This is a genomic window from Alkalilacustris brevis (assembly GCF_003350345.1).
Lineage (GTDB): Bacteria > Pseudomonadota > Alphaproteobacteria > Rhodobacterales > Rhodobacteraceae > Alkalilacustris > Alkalilacustris brevis.
In genome coordinates, this window is the sequence record NZ_QNVJ01000009.1 from 67,310 (window position 1) to 83,554 (window position 16,245).

A 16,245-nucleotide genomic window follows, 5' to 3' on the forward strand; every position below is an offset into this window, starting at 1 on the left:
GCAATGGCCTTTCACGATGAAATTGCAGAGCAGGCGCTAGAATGGCATCGCGCGGGGCGCGCGGCGGCGCTGGCCACGGTGGTGGAGACCTGGGGCAGCGCGCCGCGCCCGGTGGGCAGCCAGCTTTCCGTCTCGGGGCAGGGCGAGATCATGGGCTCGGTCTCGGGCGGCTGTGTGGAAGGTGCGGTGGTGGTCGAGGCGCTCGAGTCGCTGGAGGATGGAAAGCCGCGGATTCTGAGTTTCGGGGTCAGCGATGACGAGGCCTTTGCCGTGGGGCTTGCCTGCGGCGGCACAATCCGGGTGCTGGTGGAGCCGGTGGCGGCTGGGAGTGCAGGCCCTGCGCTGCCCGTGGCGCTTCTGGCCGAACTTGTGGAGGCGCGGGCGGCACGCCGGGCCGTGGCCGTGCTGACCCATCTGGAAACATGGGAGCGGCGGCTGGTTGCCGAGGACGATGCGCCGGCGATCGGCCAGGCGCTGGGTCTTGGCGATGATGCGCTTGCCGCGCGCTTTCGTTCCGACAAGTCTGGCGTGGAGGAGGGTTGGTTCGCGGCCATTCACAACCCGCCGCTGCGGATGGTGGTGGTGGGGGCCGTGCATATCGCGCAGCCGCTGGTGGCCATGGCCCGGCTGTGCGGATACGCGCCCTGTCTGGTGGACCCGCGCGAGACCTTTGGCGCCGCGCACCGATTTCCCGGCGAGGAAATCAGCCATGACTGGCCGGACGAGGCGCTGGCCGCGCATGGGCTGGACGCGCGCACGGCTGTCGTCACCCTGACTCATGATCCCAAGATCGACGACCCGGCGATCATCGCGGCGCTGCGCTCGCCGGTGTTCTATCTGGGCTGTCTCGGTTCGGTTCGCACCCATGCCAGGCGGGTGGAGCGGCTGCGTGCCGAGGGGGTGAGCGAGGCGCAGATCGCCCGCATTCATGCGCCTGTTGGGCTGGATATCGGCGCGAAGTCGCCCGCCGAGATTGCCGTTGCGGTGATGGCCGAGATCACCCAGAGCCTGCGGACGCGCCGCTGATGGAGTTCGGCCCGGTTCCTCTGGCGCAGGCGGAGGGCGCGCGGTTGGCGCACTCGCTGCTGCTGGAAGATGGCGGCGCGCGGCTGCGCAAGGGGCGGGTGCTGACGGCTGAGGACTTGGCGCGGATGGCGCAGGCAGGGCTTGCCGAAGTGGTCGTGGCGCGGCTCGGGCCGGCGGATCTGGACGAGGACAGCGCCGCCCAGCGGCTTGCGCGCGCGCTGGTGCCTGACGAGGCGGCGGCCGGGCTGCGCCTGAGCGGCGCTTTCACCGGCCGGGTCAACCTGCACGCGCGCGCGCCGGGGCTGTTTGTGCCCGATGTGGCAGCGGTGAATGCCTTCAACCGGGTCGATCCGGCGATCACCCTGGCAACCTTGCCGCCCCATGCCCGCGTGGCGCGGGGCACGCTGGCGGCCACGGTGAAGATCATCCCCTACGGGGTGCCCGCGCGGGCGGTGGACGCGGCCTGTGCCGCCGCCGCCGGCGCGGTTTCGCTGCAGCCGGTCGTGCTGCGCCGGGCGGGGCTGGTGCAGAGCCTTGTGCCCGGCCAGCCCGAGAAGCTGAACCAGAAGGGGTTGCGTGCGGTGCGGCGGCGCCTTGCGGCGCTGGGAATGGACCTGACCGCGCATCGCGAGGTGCCGCATGAAGTGGCGGCGATCGCTGGGGCATTGAGCGAGCTTGAAGGCGACGTGTTGCTGGTGCTCACCGGCTCGGCCACCTCGGACAGCTGCGACACCGCCCCGCGCGCGCTTGTCGCGGCGGGGGGGCGGCTGATCCGGTTCGGAATGCCTGTCGACCCCGGCAACCTGCTCTTTCTGGGCGAGCTTGGCGACTGCCCGGTGATCGGGCTGCCGGGGAGCGCGCGCTCGAAGGTGGCGCACGGGGTCGACTGGGTGCTGGAGCGTATCGCCTGCGGCATTCCCGTCGGCAGCGATGATATCGCGCTGATGGGGGTGGGCGGGCTTCTCAAGGAGATTCCCACCCGCCCGCAGCCACGCGAGCAGCGCCGGGGCTGAGGGAGCGGATCGCACGGGGGCTGGGCCGTGCACCGAGGCCCGGGGCGGCGAACGGACGCCCCTGCCGCACCCGCGCCTCCGGCGTGCCGGGAATACGGTTTTCGGTGCGGCTGCGCCGCACCGATGCCTCCGGCGGGGATATTTTCCTCACAGTGAATATCCAGGCGCGGCGCCATCCCTTCACTGTGAGAAAAATATCCGCGCCGCAGGCCCCCATCAGCCAAAGGCGCGCGGGCGGCTTTTCCTGCGTGAAGTCCCGGCGACGATTTTCCGAAGCTACGCTACTGTGGAGGTTCCAGCCGGGTTATCCCTACTGCGCCGGCGCGGGCAAGCCCGGGGTCGAGTGACATCGGGATATATTCACCGCGCCGCCAGCGTTCGCCGAGATCGTCATAGTGGCGGCTGAGCGGGTGGCCGGACTGCCCTGTGGCGATGATGAAGACCGAGCTGTCGGGATCGGCGAAATCATAGACCCCGCGATACCCCGCCCCGTGCACGTTCTGGTAAGGCTCCGGCCCGGTGCCTGCGGTCATGCCGCGCATCAGCGTGTGGTCGCCGCCGCTGGTCGACTGGGTGATATTGACGAAATAGCGCAGCACCCGCATCTCGCCGAGCGTTGGATGGGCATGCACCGCCTGATGCGCATCGCCCCAGCGCCAGCTGTCAGGGTTGGGTCCAAAGCGTTCGCTCAGCCAGATCAGCGCGTCATCGAGCGCCAGCCTTGCCATGTCGGTGCAGGTTTCGCGCACCGAGGATTGCACCACGTTGCACCATTCCGAGGCGCCGTCGATATCGCGATAGACGCGTTCGATGAACAGTGGCTCCACATGGGTGAAGGCGGCCGACAGGGGGCCGAGTTCGTCGCGGACAAGCCGGTCTTGCAGGTGGCGCAGCCAGGCGGCGTAGATCAGCGGCTCGGGCAGGTGCTCGTTCATCTCGCCATTCCAGTCGGCCAGGAGTTGCAGCGCGCGCTGGCGCAGCCGCTCGGGCGTGCCTTCGGGGGCGGCCTCGCCGGTGAACCACAGATCGGCCCCGATCAGCGGCAGCAGCGCGCGGGCCGAGGGGCTGACAGTGTCGAGCTGTGCCTCGATGAAGCTGTCGCGGGTATGCACCTCGCGGTCGCCCATCAGCCGCAGCCAGCGCTGGATGCGCTGGGTGTCGCCCCAGTCGTGGCTGACATGCAGCGGGAAAGGGCGCGACAGCGGCTTGTTGTTGGTGTTGCCCAGAATGCCGCTCGAGGGGGTCTCGAAGCGCGGGTTGGCCGAGTGGGGCAGGCGCCCCTGCCAGCGGTTCTGCGCGATCCAGCCCGGCGCGGGCATCCGGCCCTCGGTCTGGTGGGCGGCATCGCGCCGCGGCATGGCGCCGATCATCTGCATGGCGATGCGGTCGCGGTCGGCCAGCATCAGGTTCTGCGCCGGCGCCACGTGATGGGCGCTGGCCACGATCGCCTCTGAAACCGATTGCGCCCGCATCAGGCGCATGGCTGCGGTCATCGAGGTGTCGGCGGGGTCGAGCAGCGTCCAGCCCAGGCTGGTGACATGGCCGGGCGGGGTGATCGTGCCGATGTCGAAGTGATGCCCGGGCAGGACCGGGCCGTTCTCGGTCCAGCGCAGGGTGATCGTGACCGGATCGGCGCCGCGCACCCGGATGATCGAGCGCCGCGTCTCGAAACCGGCCCAGCCCCCGGGGGCGCGGTATTCTTCGGGATTGGCCGGGTTGAGCTGTTCGATGAACAGATCCTGATCATCCATGTAGGACGAGGTCAGCCCCCAGCCCAGCGCATCGCTGCGTCCGCTCAGCACCGCCGGAATGCCGGGAATGGTGCCGCCGATCACGCCGCCGCCTTCAAGCTCGATCCGCGCCAGATACCACAGCGAGGGCGCGGAAAAGCCCAGATGCGGATCATTGGCCAGTAGCGTGCCCCCCGAGGCCGAGCGCGACGGCGCCGCTGCCCAGGCGTTCGAAGCGGCGGCAAGCTGCCTGGGCGCGAAGGGCGAGAATGGCGCGGCGGGCTGCTGTGCCGCCGCCTGTGCGCTGCGCATGTGTTCAGGCAGCCCGCCGGGAAAGAGCGCCGCGTAATCGGGCAGGTCGGCCAGCCCCGCATCGGGCGCATCTGGCATCAGGTCGCGCACCCGCGCGTCATCCTCCAGCAGCAGCGAAAGCCGCGCGCGCAACACCTCGTTTTGCAGATGCGATGACATCTGCAGCCCCATCAGCTTGATCAGGGCGATCGAGTCGGCGGGCTGCCAGTAGGCGATTTCCGAGGGGAAGAGAAAGAATTCCGGCGCGCCGCGGCCGCGGGCCTGGGCATTGACGATGCGCACCCATTCGTTGACGCCGCGTGCATAGGCCTCGAGCGCGGCACGGGTGCGCGCGTCCTGCGCAGAGACCGACCGCACGGCCAACCCGTGCAGATCGAGCCTGCGCATCAACTCGTCGGTGCGCAGGCTGCGCGCGCCGAACACCTCGGAAAGCCGCCCCTGCGCTGTGCGCCGCAACATGGTCATTTGCCAAAGCCGGTCCTGCGCATGGGCGAAGCCGAGGCCGAAGAACACATCTTCGTCAGTGTCGCCGAAGATATGCGGCACATTGGCATTGTCGCGCACGATCTCGACCGGCGCGCCGAGCGCCGCGATCTCGTAGCTGGCCGAGTAATCGGGGATCGAGCGCGCGGTGAAATAGTAAAGCACCACAAGCGCGAGCGCGGCCAGCGCGACAAGCCCCAGAAACACGCGGATTGTCCAGCGCAGAAGGGTCAGCATCTCTTGCCTGTTGTTGTGCCCGGTCTGTCCGGCTAGGTACTGGGTTGGCAGGCGACATGCAATCGCCGCGCAACGGGAGAGGGGAAAGAGACATGACAAGGATCGCATTTCTCGGGCTGGGAGTGATGGGCGCGCCGATGGCGGGGCACCTGCTGCGGGCCGGACATGAGGTGACAGTCTACAATCGCACCGCCGCCAAGGCGGAGGCCTGGGTTGCTGCTTATGGCGGCGGGCGCGCTGCGGCGACCCCGCGCGCGGCGGCCAAGGGGGCGGAATGCGTCATGGCCTGTGTCGGAAATGATGACGATCTGCGCGCTGTATGCCTGGGCGATGACGGCGCCTTTGCCGGCATGCGCGAGGGCGGGCTCTTCATCGATCACACCACCGTGTCGGCACAGGTCACGCGAGAGCTGGAAGCAGCGGCCCGCGCGCGCGGCGCAGGCTTTGTCGATGCGCCGGTTTCAGGCGGCCAGGCCGGCGCCGAAAATGGCGCGCTGTCGATCATGTGCGGCGGCACGCAGGCCGATTATGAGCGGGCCGAACCGCTGATGGCGCCCTATGCCCGCATCTGCCGCCGGCTGGGCGAAAGCGGTTCGGGGCAACTGGCCAAGATGATGAACCAGATCGCCATCGCCGGGTTGGTGCAGGGCCTGTCCGAGGCGCTGCGCTTCGGTGAGAAGGCCGGGCTGGACGGCCGCGCAGTGGTCGAGGTGATCGCCCAGGGCGCGGCCGGGTCATGGCAGATGGAAAACCGCCACGCCACGATGCTTGACGGCGAATTCAATCACGGTTTCGCCGTGGACTGGATGCGCAAGGACCTGGGCATCTGCCTGGCCACCGCCGACGAGATCGGCGCGCCGCTGCCGGTGACCGCGCTGGTCGATCAGTTCTACAAGGATGTGCAGGCGATGGACGGCGGGCGCTGGGATACCTCGAGCCTGATCGAGCGGCTGCGCAAACTGTCCTGAAGGCACAGGCGGCCATGATACCAAGGCAATGTCGCCACCGCGCCCCTGGCCGGCGGGGACCTGCGGCGCGGATATTTTCTTCACAGTGAAGGGGCGCGGCGCGCCTGGATATTCACTGTGGCGAAATATCCCCGCCGGAGGCATCGGTGCGGCGCAGCCGCGCCGAAAATCGGCAGTCTCGATTTCACCGCCGTGGCGGCCAGGCCGTGCCCCTTCGTGCGGCCCGGTCACTTTCTGTCCTCAAATCCGCGTCAGGCCGGCGCCTGTCGGTTCAGGGGATGATCCGGGTGTATTTGGTCCCGGCCAGCGAAGCCCCCGCGATCAGGCCCGATTGCGCGAAGACGACCGCGATCACCGGCGAAAGCTGGGTGGTGGTGTCGACGCCCAGCGCGCCGCCGCGGTCGGGCAGGGCGTAGCGCATGTCGGCCCCCGCTGCCCATCCGTCGGATGAGCGGAAGTCGCGCAGCGCTTCGCTGGTCATGAAGAACAGCGCATGGGCATATTGTTGCGCCCCGAACTGAAGCCCGAACGAGGCCCGCGCGGCTGAATAGTAGTCGACCGACACATCGTTGATCCTCAGCGCGCCCTGTCCATAGCCGCCGCCCACGAAAAAGCCGCCCTCCGTCACCAGCGGCATCCACAGGATGCCGTGCGACTTGTCGGAAAGCTCGCGCGTGCCCGGGTAACGGTCAAAGAGGAAATCGCGGGTGGCATCGACCCGCGCGTCCAGGATTGCCGCGCCATCGCCGCCCACCGGGTTGCCGCAGGCCGCCAGGCCCAGCGTGGCGCCGAATCCGGCCAAGGCGCCCCGTCTTGTCATGCTGCTCGTCATGCTCTGCCTCTCGTCTGGTACAGGATATTGTTGCCGCGCACCGTTTCGCGCGCTTGCGTCGCAGTATACGGGGTTTGCACGGGCCTGTCATGCCCTCCGCTGGGGCATGAGCCTGCTTTCGCCGGGGGGCTGCCTTCAAAGGGTGCTCAGCCGCCGAGAATCACCGTCACATAGCTTGCCGTTTCGGCATAGGGCGGCACGCCGCCGTGGCGCTCCACCGCCTCGGGCCCGGCATTGTAGGCGGCAAGCGCGAGACGCCAGTCGCCGAAGCGGTCATACATCATCCGCAGGTAGCGGGCACCGCCCTCGAGGTTTTCGGCCGGCTGGTCGATATCGACGGCAAGCAGCATGGCGGTTTCGGGCATGAGCTGCGCCAGGCCCCGCGCGCCCTTGTGCGAGACCGCGAAAGGGTTCCAGCCCGATTCCTGCTGGACGAGGCGCAGAAACAGGTCTTCGGGCACCTGGTGGCGGCTGGCGGCGGCGCGTGCCATGTCGAGATACGGCCCGCGGTAGCGGCCGGTATAGGCAGGGATCTCGGGGTCGGTCCTGACCGATGGGGGCTTGAGCCGGTAGGCGGTGGAATATTGCTGCGAAAGCCGCCCGTCGAGCAGCCGCTTTTGCGATTCGAAGACGTCGGCGGGGTTGCGGGAAGAGGCCGTCAGGTCCAGCCCCTGGGCCTGCACGCCGCCCGCATGTCCGGCGGTGAGCGCCACGAGCAGCGCGGCAGTGGCGGCCACCCGCGGCAGCGCCACCCCCCGCAGCAGGACCGGCCCGGCCGGCGCGGCGCGGGGCATGTGGCTGTCCCTTGCGGCAGGCATGCCTGGTCGCGGCTGCTGCATGGCTGGCGTTTTCCTTCGGCTGTTCCCCCGCTGCGCGGCCCTGGCCACGCGAATGATCAAGATAACCGACCGGGCCGAAAAATCCAGCATTTCGCGCATCGGGCGCGGCATGGACGATAACGGTTTGGCAACCAACCTGTAGTGGTCTAAACCGGCAAGGAACCAACACGGCGACAGGGAGGCACGCAAATGGCGGGCTCGGTGAACAAGGTGATCCTGATTGGAAATCTGGGGCGCGACCCCGAGGTGCGGACCTTCCAGAATGGCGGCAAGGTCTGCAATCTGCGAATCGCCACTTCGGACCGCTGGCGCGACAAGACCACCGGCGAGACGCGCGAACGCACCGAATGGCATTCGGTCGCGATCTTTTCCGAGCCGCTGGTGCGCATTGCCGAACAATATCTGCGCAAGGGCTCAAAGGTCTATGTCGAGGGCCAGTTGGAGACCCGCAAATGGCAGGACCAGTCCGGCCAGGACCGCTATAGCACCGAGGTGGTGCTGCGCCCCTTCAGCAGCACCCTGACCATGCTGGATGGCCGCGGCGGCGAGGGTGGCGGCAGCAGCGGCGGCGGCACGGGCGGCGAGCGTGGTGGCGCCCCCGCGGGCGGCGGCTACGACCAGGATGCCGGGCGCGGGCCATCGGGCGGCTTCGGCGGCAGTGACATGGATGACGACATCCCGTTCTAGCGCCCAGCCACGCAGATCGACGATTTCGGGCAGGAAAGCCCTTTGTCATCAGTGTGGCAAGGGGCTTTTTCTGTCTGGGTTGGCGCTACAGCCATTCGGGTTTTCGCGCGCGAGCGGGTCATCTTCTCCACGGCGTCGCTGTCGAACTCCGTGCAACCGTGGGCCAGGAAAACCTGCGGCCCTCCAGCCCCGCGCGACCTGGCCAAAGCCATTCACGCTTCGGTGGAGCCGTTTGAAGCACGCATTGATGCGCGGTGGTGCCAGAACCATGCCCCGGCCAGCAGCACGCCTGCCACCTCGAGCCAGATCGCATGGGTGGCCGCTTCGGCAGGAACCAGGACGAACATGCCCGCCAGCCCCAGCCACAGGCGGCTTCCCGGTGTGATTTGGGCCTTGAAATACCCCACGATCGCGATCGAGACGAGCCAGACCCCGGCAATCGCGGTTATCGCGGCCAGCAGCACATCGTTCCAATCCCCCTGCATCAGCAGCGATGGCGAGAAGACGAACAGGAATGGCACAATGAATGCGGTCCACCCCACCCTGACCGAGGTGAGCGCCGTGGCCATCGCGGTGGAGCCCGCAATGCTGGACGCAGCGAAGGCGGCAACCGCGACGGGCGGCGAGATCATCGACATCATTCCGAAGTAGAAGATGAAGAAATGCGCGGCGATCGGATTGACATCGAGTTGCAGCAAGGGCGGCGCGGCCAGTGTTGCTACCAGGAGATATATCCCTGTCGTCGGCATTCCCATTCCCAGCAGGATGCAGACAACCGCAGTGGCCAGCAGCAATGCGAACAGGCTGTGCTGCCCGAGTCCGACAAGAAGGTAGGTCAGGCCAAATCCCAGGCCGGATGTCTGAAGCACGCCGATCACCAGGCCGGCAATGGCGCCGATCAGGACAATCTCGAATGATCCGCGCCCCGCTCTCAGCACCGCCTCCCACAGCTTCGCGGGCGAGATGCGCTCGCCCTTGTAGCCAAAGATCGCGTTGAAAACCAGGATGGTGGCGATCGCCCAGAGCGCGGCCTCGGCGGGCGAACGGTTGAGCGAGAAGAGAACCCAGATCAGGACTGCAAAAGGCAGCGGGAAATACCAGCCTGCACGCAGGACATCCCGCAGGGGAGGGATGAGGTGCTCGGGCACTGCGGGGATCTTCTTCACGCCCGCTTCGAGATCAGCCTGGATAAGAACGGCGAGGAAGAAAAGCAGTGAGGGGATGATCGCCGCGACCACGATCGTGGCGTATGACGTCTGCAGCAACTCGGCCATCAGGAACGCGGCCGCTCCCATGACCGGTGGCATCATCTGTCCGCCTGTCGAAGCCACAGCCTCGAAGCTTGCCGCCATCCGTTTGCTGTAGCCGCCGCGCTTCATCAGCGGAATGGTGATCACACCCGTGGAGGCGACATTGGCCACGGCGCTGCCCGAAATGGAACCGAACAGCGCCGAGGACACGATCGCCATCTTGGCGGCGCCGCCGCGGCTGCGGCCGACAAGCACTGTCGCCAGATCGGTGAACCAGTTGGAGCCCCCGGTCGCCAGAAGCATCGCCCCGAACAGGATGTAGACGACGACGATATTCACGACAATCTTGATCGGAGAGCCGAGCATCGCGGTGGAGTCCACCGCCAGATATCCCAACAGCTCGTCAATCGGGCTGGCCCGTCCCCCAAGCACGCCCGGCACCCGGTCGGCGATCAGCGCGTAGACAAGAAATACCAGCACGACCGCGACGAGGCTGAAACCGGATTTGCGCCGCAATGCTTCCAGAAGCAGTGGCACAAGTATGATTCCGATCCAGGTGATTTCCTGCTCGTGGCGGAAGAAGTTCACGGCTATCTGAGGATAGCGCCAGGACATCCACAGGCATACGCAGAGCGATGCCCCCGCCAGCAGATAGTCCAGCCATGCCGGGCCGATCCTGCGATCCGTGGCCATGATGAAGGCCAGCGCCATCGACAGGCCAAGCACCACGAGCACCAGTTGTTCCGGAAAAATGGAAATGCCCAGTCGCCGTGGGATATTACCGGCCATGAACAGGGCCGAAGCCGTCACCCCAAATGCCAGAACGGCAGTCAGAAAGGGGCGGAGGACCGGAGAACTTGCCATGTGCCGCATTCCCGTAATGGCGTCTGCATTATTGGCCCGGCCCTGGAAATGCAGGGCCGGACCAGACGTGGATCATCTTTGCCGCTACCTTGGCCTTGTCGCAATTTTCAGGTCGTCAGGCGTTCCCGCCTGACTTGAAATTGCTTCGCGGCGGCTGGTCTCATTCCGACCAGAGGTTGTGCTCATCGTAGTAGCGCGCGGCGCCGGGATGATAGTCAAGGCCATGATCCATGGCGATCATCGCGGTGGAATATTCAGACCAGAGCGGCCCGGAATCCATAAGGGCCTGTTCCCCTTGCACCAGCGCATCAACCACCGCGTAAACGACGTCATCCGGCACCCCGGCATGGGCGAAAAGCACCGTCTCGTAGACATGAAGCCCCGTCGGTTCCGGAATGCCGTCAAGCCCTTCGGCGGGTTCGACGATCTCGATCCGGGTTTTCGGAAGGGCGGCAAGCATGTCTTCGTCGGGTTGCAGGGGAATGTAACGCACCCCGCCCGAGATGGTGGCATCCATCTCGCGCACCGCGGCTGACCCGGATGCAGCTATAACCGCATCCACATCGCCTTGCCGGAAGGCTTCCCAGCTATTGGGAAGCGAAGTCACCGGCACCTCCTCGATCATCGAGCGATCAAGGCCTTCGCTGGCGAGAAACGCATCCCAGAAATACTCGAACAATGGCGATGCACTATACCCGGACGGGATGCGCTTGCCTTCGAGTTCGGCGACTGACGTGATGCCGGACTCATTGGTAACGATCACGCCCTGGATGAAGGGCGCGATGGTCGCCACGACCCGCAGGTTTTCATGCGGGTCGCCTTCCGAAAGCATCGTTCCCGTGTGGCCCATGTAATACTGCATCACGTTCGAGATGCCGAAGTCGATGCGCCCCAGATCGACGCCGGTCATGTATTGCTGCGTGCCTGCCATGGCCTGCGGGCGCATCTGGTATCCGGAGTGATCCGACACGACGTTGGAGATTGCGGCACCAAGCTGGGCAACCGCGCCCCCTTCGGTGGTGCCCACACTGAGAACCTGCGCGCTGGCAAGAGATGTGGTCGCAAGGGTTATCCCCGCTACCAGTGTTCCGATCTTGTGCATCTTTTCCTCCCTTGATGCGGTGAATGTGAGACGTGAATCGGGCGCTCAGTCTCTCTTCAGGCCAAAGAAATCCTGCGCGTTTCGGTAGGAGATCTTCTCTCGCTCCGCTTGCGGCATGTCGATGGATTCAAGCACCTTGATCGTATCACGGATATACCCCGGCCCCCGTTCGGGGTCGAAGGGGCTGTCAGAGGCGAAAAGAACCTTGTCGGCTCCGTAGAAATCCAGGCCGCAGACAGTCGCTGCGCGCGAACCGAAGACCGCCGTATCGGCGTAGAAATCCTTGAAATAGTCAAACGGCCGTTTCTTGAGCCGCTTGAGCACTTCCCCCAGGTCCTCGTCGGTGGTTCGCTTGCCGAGCTGATCCATGCCGGGGCCTACACGGCCCTCGAAATACGGCACCATCGCGCCAAGATGGTGGGCCAGAACCTTGAGGTCGGGCAGCCGGTCCATCATCCCCGAAAACACCAGCCGGGCCATTGCCGCGCTGGTCTCATAGGGCCAGCCGAAGGTCCACCAGATCTCGTAATGCGACTTTTCCTCGTCGGCGTAGTCGGGCATCGATGCGCCACGCGACGGATGCAGTAGCACCGGCTTTCCGTAGCGTTCCGCCATCTCGAAGACAGGGAAGAAGTCGGGATGATCGAGCGCCCGGCCATTCACATTGGTGTGGATCTGAAGGCCGTTCGCCCCAAGGTTCTTGAAGGCGCGCTCGGCCTCGGCCGCGGCGTTGTCCGAGTTCATCGGCAAGGACGCGATGAAGCCCGCGAAACGATCGGGATGCTTCGCCACAAGCTCGGCCATGCCGTCATTCCCGAGGCGGGCGTATTCTTCCGTTTCGGCAGGGGCGCCGAGGCTTTCTAGCGGCGGCATCCCGAGCGAAAGCACCTGCGTGTAGTCACCGAACTGGTCCATCACCCGGAACCGCTCGTCCAGGTCGTAAATGCAAGGAATGCCCCGCATCCGGTGCCCGATGTCCTTCGCCGCTCCGTCTGCCTGCAGCATCTTGTCCCACAGTTGTTTGGGAAAGAAGTGGTTAAATGCGTCGATGTAGCGCAACTTGGATCCTCCTCGGATTTTCATGGGTTGCCAGATATTACCGAGCAGGTCTGGGCGGCACAAAGACCGTTTGCCTTACCATGCTACAAGAAATATCTATATCATGTCGCCAATCGGAGCCGCACCATGAACCTGCGACAGTTATCCTATTTCATGAAGATCGCCGAGTGTGGCAGCCAGACCGCAGCGAGCCGTCAGCTCAATGTCTCGCAGCCAGCCCTGGGGTTTCAGATTCGCGAGCTGGAGAATGAACTTGCGGTGGAACTGTTTCGAAGGCGCAGCCGGGGCATGGAACTGACCGAGGCCGGCAAGGAACTCGTTCGGCACGCCGAGGGCATCTTCCAGCGCATGGACGCAGCGCGGGACGCCATGCGCAGCTACAGCGCAGCCGACAAGAAAACACTTTCCCTGGGGGCCCCCCCGACGCCGGGAAAGCTGCTTATTCCCGGCCTGATGCGGACAGTCGCCTCGTCGGGGAGGGTTTCGATCCGGGTGCGCGAAGGGCTGTCTTCGGATCTCGCCGAACAGGTCAGGCAGGGGGAGCTGGACCTTGCACTTTGCTACGACCCGATTGCAAACAAGGACTTGCACATCAGACCCTTGTTGCATGACGACCTCGTACTCATCAGCCCGCCGGGTCAGATCGGGCCGGCACCGACCCCGATCGATTTTCACGCCCTGGGCCGCTATCCCCTTATCCTTGACAGCCCGGACCAGATTACCCGCAAGCTCATTGACAGACAGGCCATCCGCGAGAAGGTCACGCTCAACATCGTGATCGAGGTGGAGTCCGTCAATCTGAAGCGCGAACTGCTGCTTTCGCAGGGGTGTTGCTCGATTGTGCCGCTCGGTCTTTTCAACGATGCCATTGATCGAGGGCAGTTCGAGTGGGCGCCGATCGTTTCGCCCTCAATCACCAGAACGCTGTGCCTGGTCAGTCGCCGGATCTTGCCGAAGTCCGACTTCGACTACATCCACACCCGGATCGAGCCGATCATTGCCGACCACATCCACGAGGGAAAGGTCAATTGGCAGGCTCTCGCTTGAGACACGCAGCCCGGCGAGCGGGAGGAGGTCACCCTGGCCGCTTGCGGCCAAAGCAACCCCCGACCACCGGAAGCCGGTGCCTTCATGACCCGAGTCGTGAAGCGGATGCGTCACTCACAAGGGTCCGTGATGGCGCGCCATGCCATCGACCGGATGCCCCGTCGCCACCGCGGCGAGCTTCTGCGGATCCCGCGGCAACGCGTTGCCGCGCCAGACGATGTGCAGATCAGGACGCACAAGGAAATAGTCGCATCCATAAAGTTCGCGAAGCCGGCTGTCGGGGAAGTCCATCACCCTCACGGGGGCGCCGATCTTCTTCAGGGCATTGACAAGCGCGTCAACCGGTTCGGAGTTCTGGCCGAAGCGGAGTATCGCATAGGTCTGGCCGATCGTGTCATTGATGGACTCGCCCGGCTTCAGCCAGACATGCGGCAGCCGCACGCCGGTCCAGGCTGTCGGGTCATAAACCCGGAACAGCTGCTCGGGGCCGCCGGGCTCGTCCCAGATCACCGGGCTCGACACGTAGCGATAGCCAAGCTCTGCGCCGATCATCTCGTTGGTCTTGCGCTGCTCCGCATCTGCAACGCGGGCCAGATTGGCGCGCAAGCGCTCCCCTTCCGCCGTGTCATCGTTGAAACCCGGAGCCCATTGCGACCGCCACTTTCGCCGGCCCTGCGATGCATAACGCGAGGCGCCGACATTCCGGTCGCCTACCTGGCGGCGCTCGGCCTCGTAGGACGCCAGCAGGTTGGGGCCGGCCCACCCATTCAGCGTGGCGGCCAGCTTCCAGGACAGATCAATCGCGTCGCCGACACCGGTGTTCATTCCCAGCCCGCCCGTGGGGATGACGAGGTGAGCCGCATCGCCCGCAAGAAACACGCGCCCCTCGCCATAGCGATCAGCCAGCAGCAGATTCTGCTTCCATTCGCCGACATAGAGCATCTCGTAATCGACATCAGCGCCGACGACCTTCTCGAACTGGGCTGCCATGGCCTCGTCGCTTTCGACGACGGCGTGCAGCGTCCAGTGCTTGGTCGAATCCTGCATGATCAGGAATGACGCCTGATCATCGGCAACGTGGTAATGGCGGCCCCGCCCCGGGCCGTCACCCAGCGGGATGCGATCAAACAGATCCTCGCTGCGGTAAAGCGCCTGGCGCAGTTTCAGCAGATTGCCCTCGCCACGCAGGGAGATGCCAAGCCGCTTGCGCACCCCGCTGGCGCCGCCATCGCACCCGGCCATGTAGGACGACCGGATTGACAGTTCTTCTCCGTCGAGGCGGCGGACACGCGTCGTAACGCCCTGGTCATCCTGTTCGAAATCAAGAAATTCCGTGCCATACATCACGGTCACCGAAGGCAGGCTTTCCGCGACGGACTTAAGCAGCGGCTCCAAAGTATATTGTGAAATCAGTTGATACGGTTCCGCCGGTTGTGACGTATCCGGCGTCGCCTCGATCTCGCGCCGGGCGTCGTTGACCGAAGGATATTCGAGCTGCAGCAACGGCGGCTCCGTCATCTTCGTTACGACGAAGACATCCATTGGAACGTCGCTGTTCAGCCCGGCCTCGCGGATCTTGCCGGCAAGGCCCATCCGCCTGTAGATTTCCATCGTGCGCGCATTACAGCGCTCCATCTTGGGCAGAAACTCCGGCGCCGCCTTCTTCTCAACGAGCACACAACGCACGCCCTGTTTGCCGAGGTCAACCGCAAGCGTGAGGCCGACTGGCCCTGCTCCGACAATCAGAACCTGCGTATCCATCTCAGATATACTCCTCTAGTGTCCGGGTTGGCGGGAAGCTAGAGCGTGAGGATCATGCGGTCAAATACTATCTTTATGATTCCTGTTATGTGGGATTTTTTGCGATACGGGTGGCTGTACGCTACCTCCGTGGGGTGGCGCCGCGCCCTCCGGGCACCGTCGCCGGGCCGCCACAGGCGGCAGTTGAGCCGGAACTGGAAACTTCAGTGCCGGTTGTTTACCGTCTGCGTCGGACGGATGGTCGGCGCACAGGGCGGTATCAAGCCGATGCGGCAGGAAGTGAGACATCGAATTGCTTAGTAACGAAAGAATGCTCAGCATTCTCGACCTTTTCGACGCACACAACCCTGAGTGGACCTTCGAGGACATGCATGAGCGCCTCGGGTTTGCGCGCTCGACATTGTATCGCTACCTCAAGCTCCTTACCGACGCCGAGCTGCTGAGCTCCCTGCCGGGCAGGGGGTATACCCTGGGCCCGAGAATCATCGAGCTCGACTACCAGATCATGGCCACGGACCCACTGATCCATTTCGCGCGCCCGATGATGAGCGAACTGGTCGCGAGCCATTCTTGCGTCAGTCTGCTTTGCCGTCGCTACAAGCACAGGGTTCTGTGTGTCCACCAGGAAGCGAGCACGACGACATTCCGAAGCACCTACGAGCGGGGAAAGGCCCGGCCCCTGTTGCGCGGCGCGGCCTCGCTGGCGATTCTGGCTTATTTCTCGGTTTATCAGCTGACCAAGCTCTATGAAGAGCAGCCGGAGGATTTCCGGCACGCGGGCCTAGGGGAATCGCTTCAGGAGGTGCGCGAGGCGCTCAAGCTCATTCGGCAGAAAGGCTGGGTCCATACCCATGGCCAGGTCACGCCCGGTGTGACGGGGATCGCCGCGCCGATATTCGACGCAAGGCACGACATAACCGCAAGCGTGAGCCTGACGCTTCCTGAGCCCCGCATGAGCGAGGATCGCCTGGCGTCGATCGGCAAGCAGGTGGAGTTCTGCGCCCGGGTGATAACCAAATCGCTCCGGTGATCGGG

13 protein-coding genes are annotated in these 16,245 nt (G+C 65.0%); 6 read left to right on the plus strand and 7 right to left on the minus strand.

Annotation, left to right across the window (positions count from 1 at the left end; genetic code table 11):
• Positions 1-3: 3 nt before the first annotated feature.
• Together DQ229_RS01165 and DQ229_RS01170 are read left to right on the plus strand one after the other, a co-directional pair.
• Positions 4-1,026, plus strand: a complete 1,023-nt coding sequence (locus DQ229_RS01165) for an XdhC family protein (protein WP_114964437.1) — start codon at positions 4-6, stop codon at positions 1,024-1,026.
• Positions 1,026-2,039: a molybdopterin-binding protein gene (locus tag DQ229_RS01170; RefSeq protein WP_114964438.1), complete on the plus strand. Its 1,014-nt coding sequence runs from the start codon at positions 1,026-1,028 to the stop codon at positions 2,037-2,039. Before DQ229_RS01165 ends, DQ229_RS01170 begins: the two co-directional genes overlap by 1 nt.
• Positions 2,040-2,320: 281 nt before the next feature.
• Here DQ229_RS01170 and DQ229_RS01175 read toward each other — a convergent pair whose 3' ends face one another.
• The gene (locus DQ229_RS01175; protein ID WP_114964439.1) at positions 2,321-4,801 is read right to left on the minus strand and encodes a penicillin acylase family protein; all 2,481 of its coding nucleotides are present in this window, start codon (positions 4,799-4,801) and stop codon (positions 2,321-2,323) included.
• A 92-nt stretch (positions 4,802-4,893) separates the two neighbouring features.
• Between DQ229_RS01175 and DQ229_RS01180 the strand changes: the two genes are divergently transcribed.
• Positions 4,894-5,769 (plus strand): NAD(P)-dependent oxidoreductase, encoded by an 876-nt coding sequence (locus DQ229_RS01180; RefSeq protein WP_114964440.1) that lies wholly within the window; start codon positions 4,894-4,896, stop codon positions 5,767-5,769.
• 271 nt (positions 5,770-6,040) lie between these two features.
• On the opposite strand, the gene DQ229_RS01185 is transcribed toward DQ229_RS01180, so the two are convergent.
• On the minus strand, positions 6,041-6,589 hold the full coding sequence (locus DQ229_RS01185) for a lipid-binding SYLF domain-containing protein (protein ID WP_238380908.1): 549 nt from the start codon (positions 6,587-6,589) through the stop codon (positions 6,041-6,043).
• A gap of 158 nt (positions 6,590-6,747) precedes the next feature.
• Positions 6,748-7,419, minus strand: coding sequence for a lytic transglycosylase domain-containing protein (locus DQ229_RS01190; RefSeq protein ID WP_238380909.1), 672 nt, complete (start codon positions 7,417-7,419; stop codon positions 6,748-6,750).
• 210 nt (positions 7,420-7,629) lie between these two features.
• Between DQ229_RS01190 and ssb the strand changes: the two genes are divergently transcribed.
• Complete coding sequence (gene ssb, locus DQ229_RS01195; protein WP_114964443.1) at positions 7,630-8,127, plus strand: single-stranded DNA-binding protein; 498 nt, start codon at positions 7,630-7,632, stop codon at positions 8,125-8,127.
• Positions 8,128-8,339: 212 nt separating this feature from the next.
• Here ssb and DQ229_RS01200 read toward each other — a convergent pair whose 3' ends face one another.
• The 3 genes from DQ229_RS01200 to DQ229_RS01210 form a co-directional block, all read right to left on the minus strand.
• On the minus strand, positions 8,340-10,241 hold the full coding sequence (locus tag DQ229_RS01200) for a TRAP transporter permease (protein ID WP_162300712.1): 1,902 nt from the start codon (positions 10,239-10,241) through the stop codon (positions 8,340-8,342).
• Between the two features lie 160 nt (positions 10,242-10,401).
• Positions 10,402-11,343 carry a TAXI family TRAP transporter solute-binding subunit gene (locus DQ229_RS01205; RefSeq protein WP_114964445.1) on the minus strand — a complete coding sequence of 314 codons (942 nt, stop codon included), beginning with the start codon at positions 11,341-11,343 and terminating at the stop codon, positions 10,402-10,404.
• A gap of 45 nt (positions 11,344-11,388) precedes the next feature.
• Positions 11,389-12,402, minus strand: a complete 1,014-nt coding sequence (locus tag DQ229_RS01210; RefSeq protein WP_114964446.1) for an amidohydrolase family protein — start codon at positions 12,400-12,402, stop codon at positions 11,389-11,391.
• 126 nt (positions 12,403-12,528) lie between these two features.
• Here DQ229_RS01210 and DQ229_RS01215 point away from each other — a divergent pair, with 126 nt between their 5' ends.
• Entirely contained in the window at positions 12,529-13,449 is a 921-nt protein-coding gene (locus tag DQ229_RS01215; protein ID WP_114964447.1) for a LysR family transcriptional regulator, read from the plus strand.
• A gap of 114 nt (positions 13,450-13,563) precedes the next feature.
• On the opposite strand, the gene DQ229_RS01220 is transcribed toward DQ229_RS01215, so the two are convergent.
• Positions 13,564-15,210, minus strand: coding sequence for an FAD-dependent monooxygenase (locus tag DQ229_RS01220; RefSeq protein ID WP_114964448.1), 1,647 nt, complete (start codon positions 15,208-15,210; stop codon positions 13,564-13,566).
• A 310-nt stretch (positions 15,211-15,520) separates the two neighbouring features.
• Here DQ229_RS01220 and DQ229_RS01225 point away from each other — a divergent pair, with 310 nt between their 5' ends.
• Positions 15,521-16,240, plus strand: coding sequence for an IclR family transcriptional regulator (locus tag DQ229_RS01225; protein ID WP_114964449.1), 720 nt, complete (start codon positions 15,521-15,523; stop codon positions 16,238-16,240).
• Positions 16,241-16,245 lie beyond the last annotated feature (5 nt).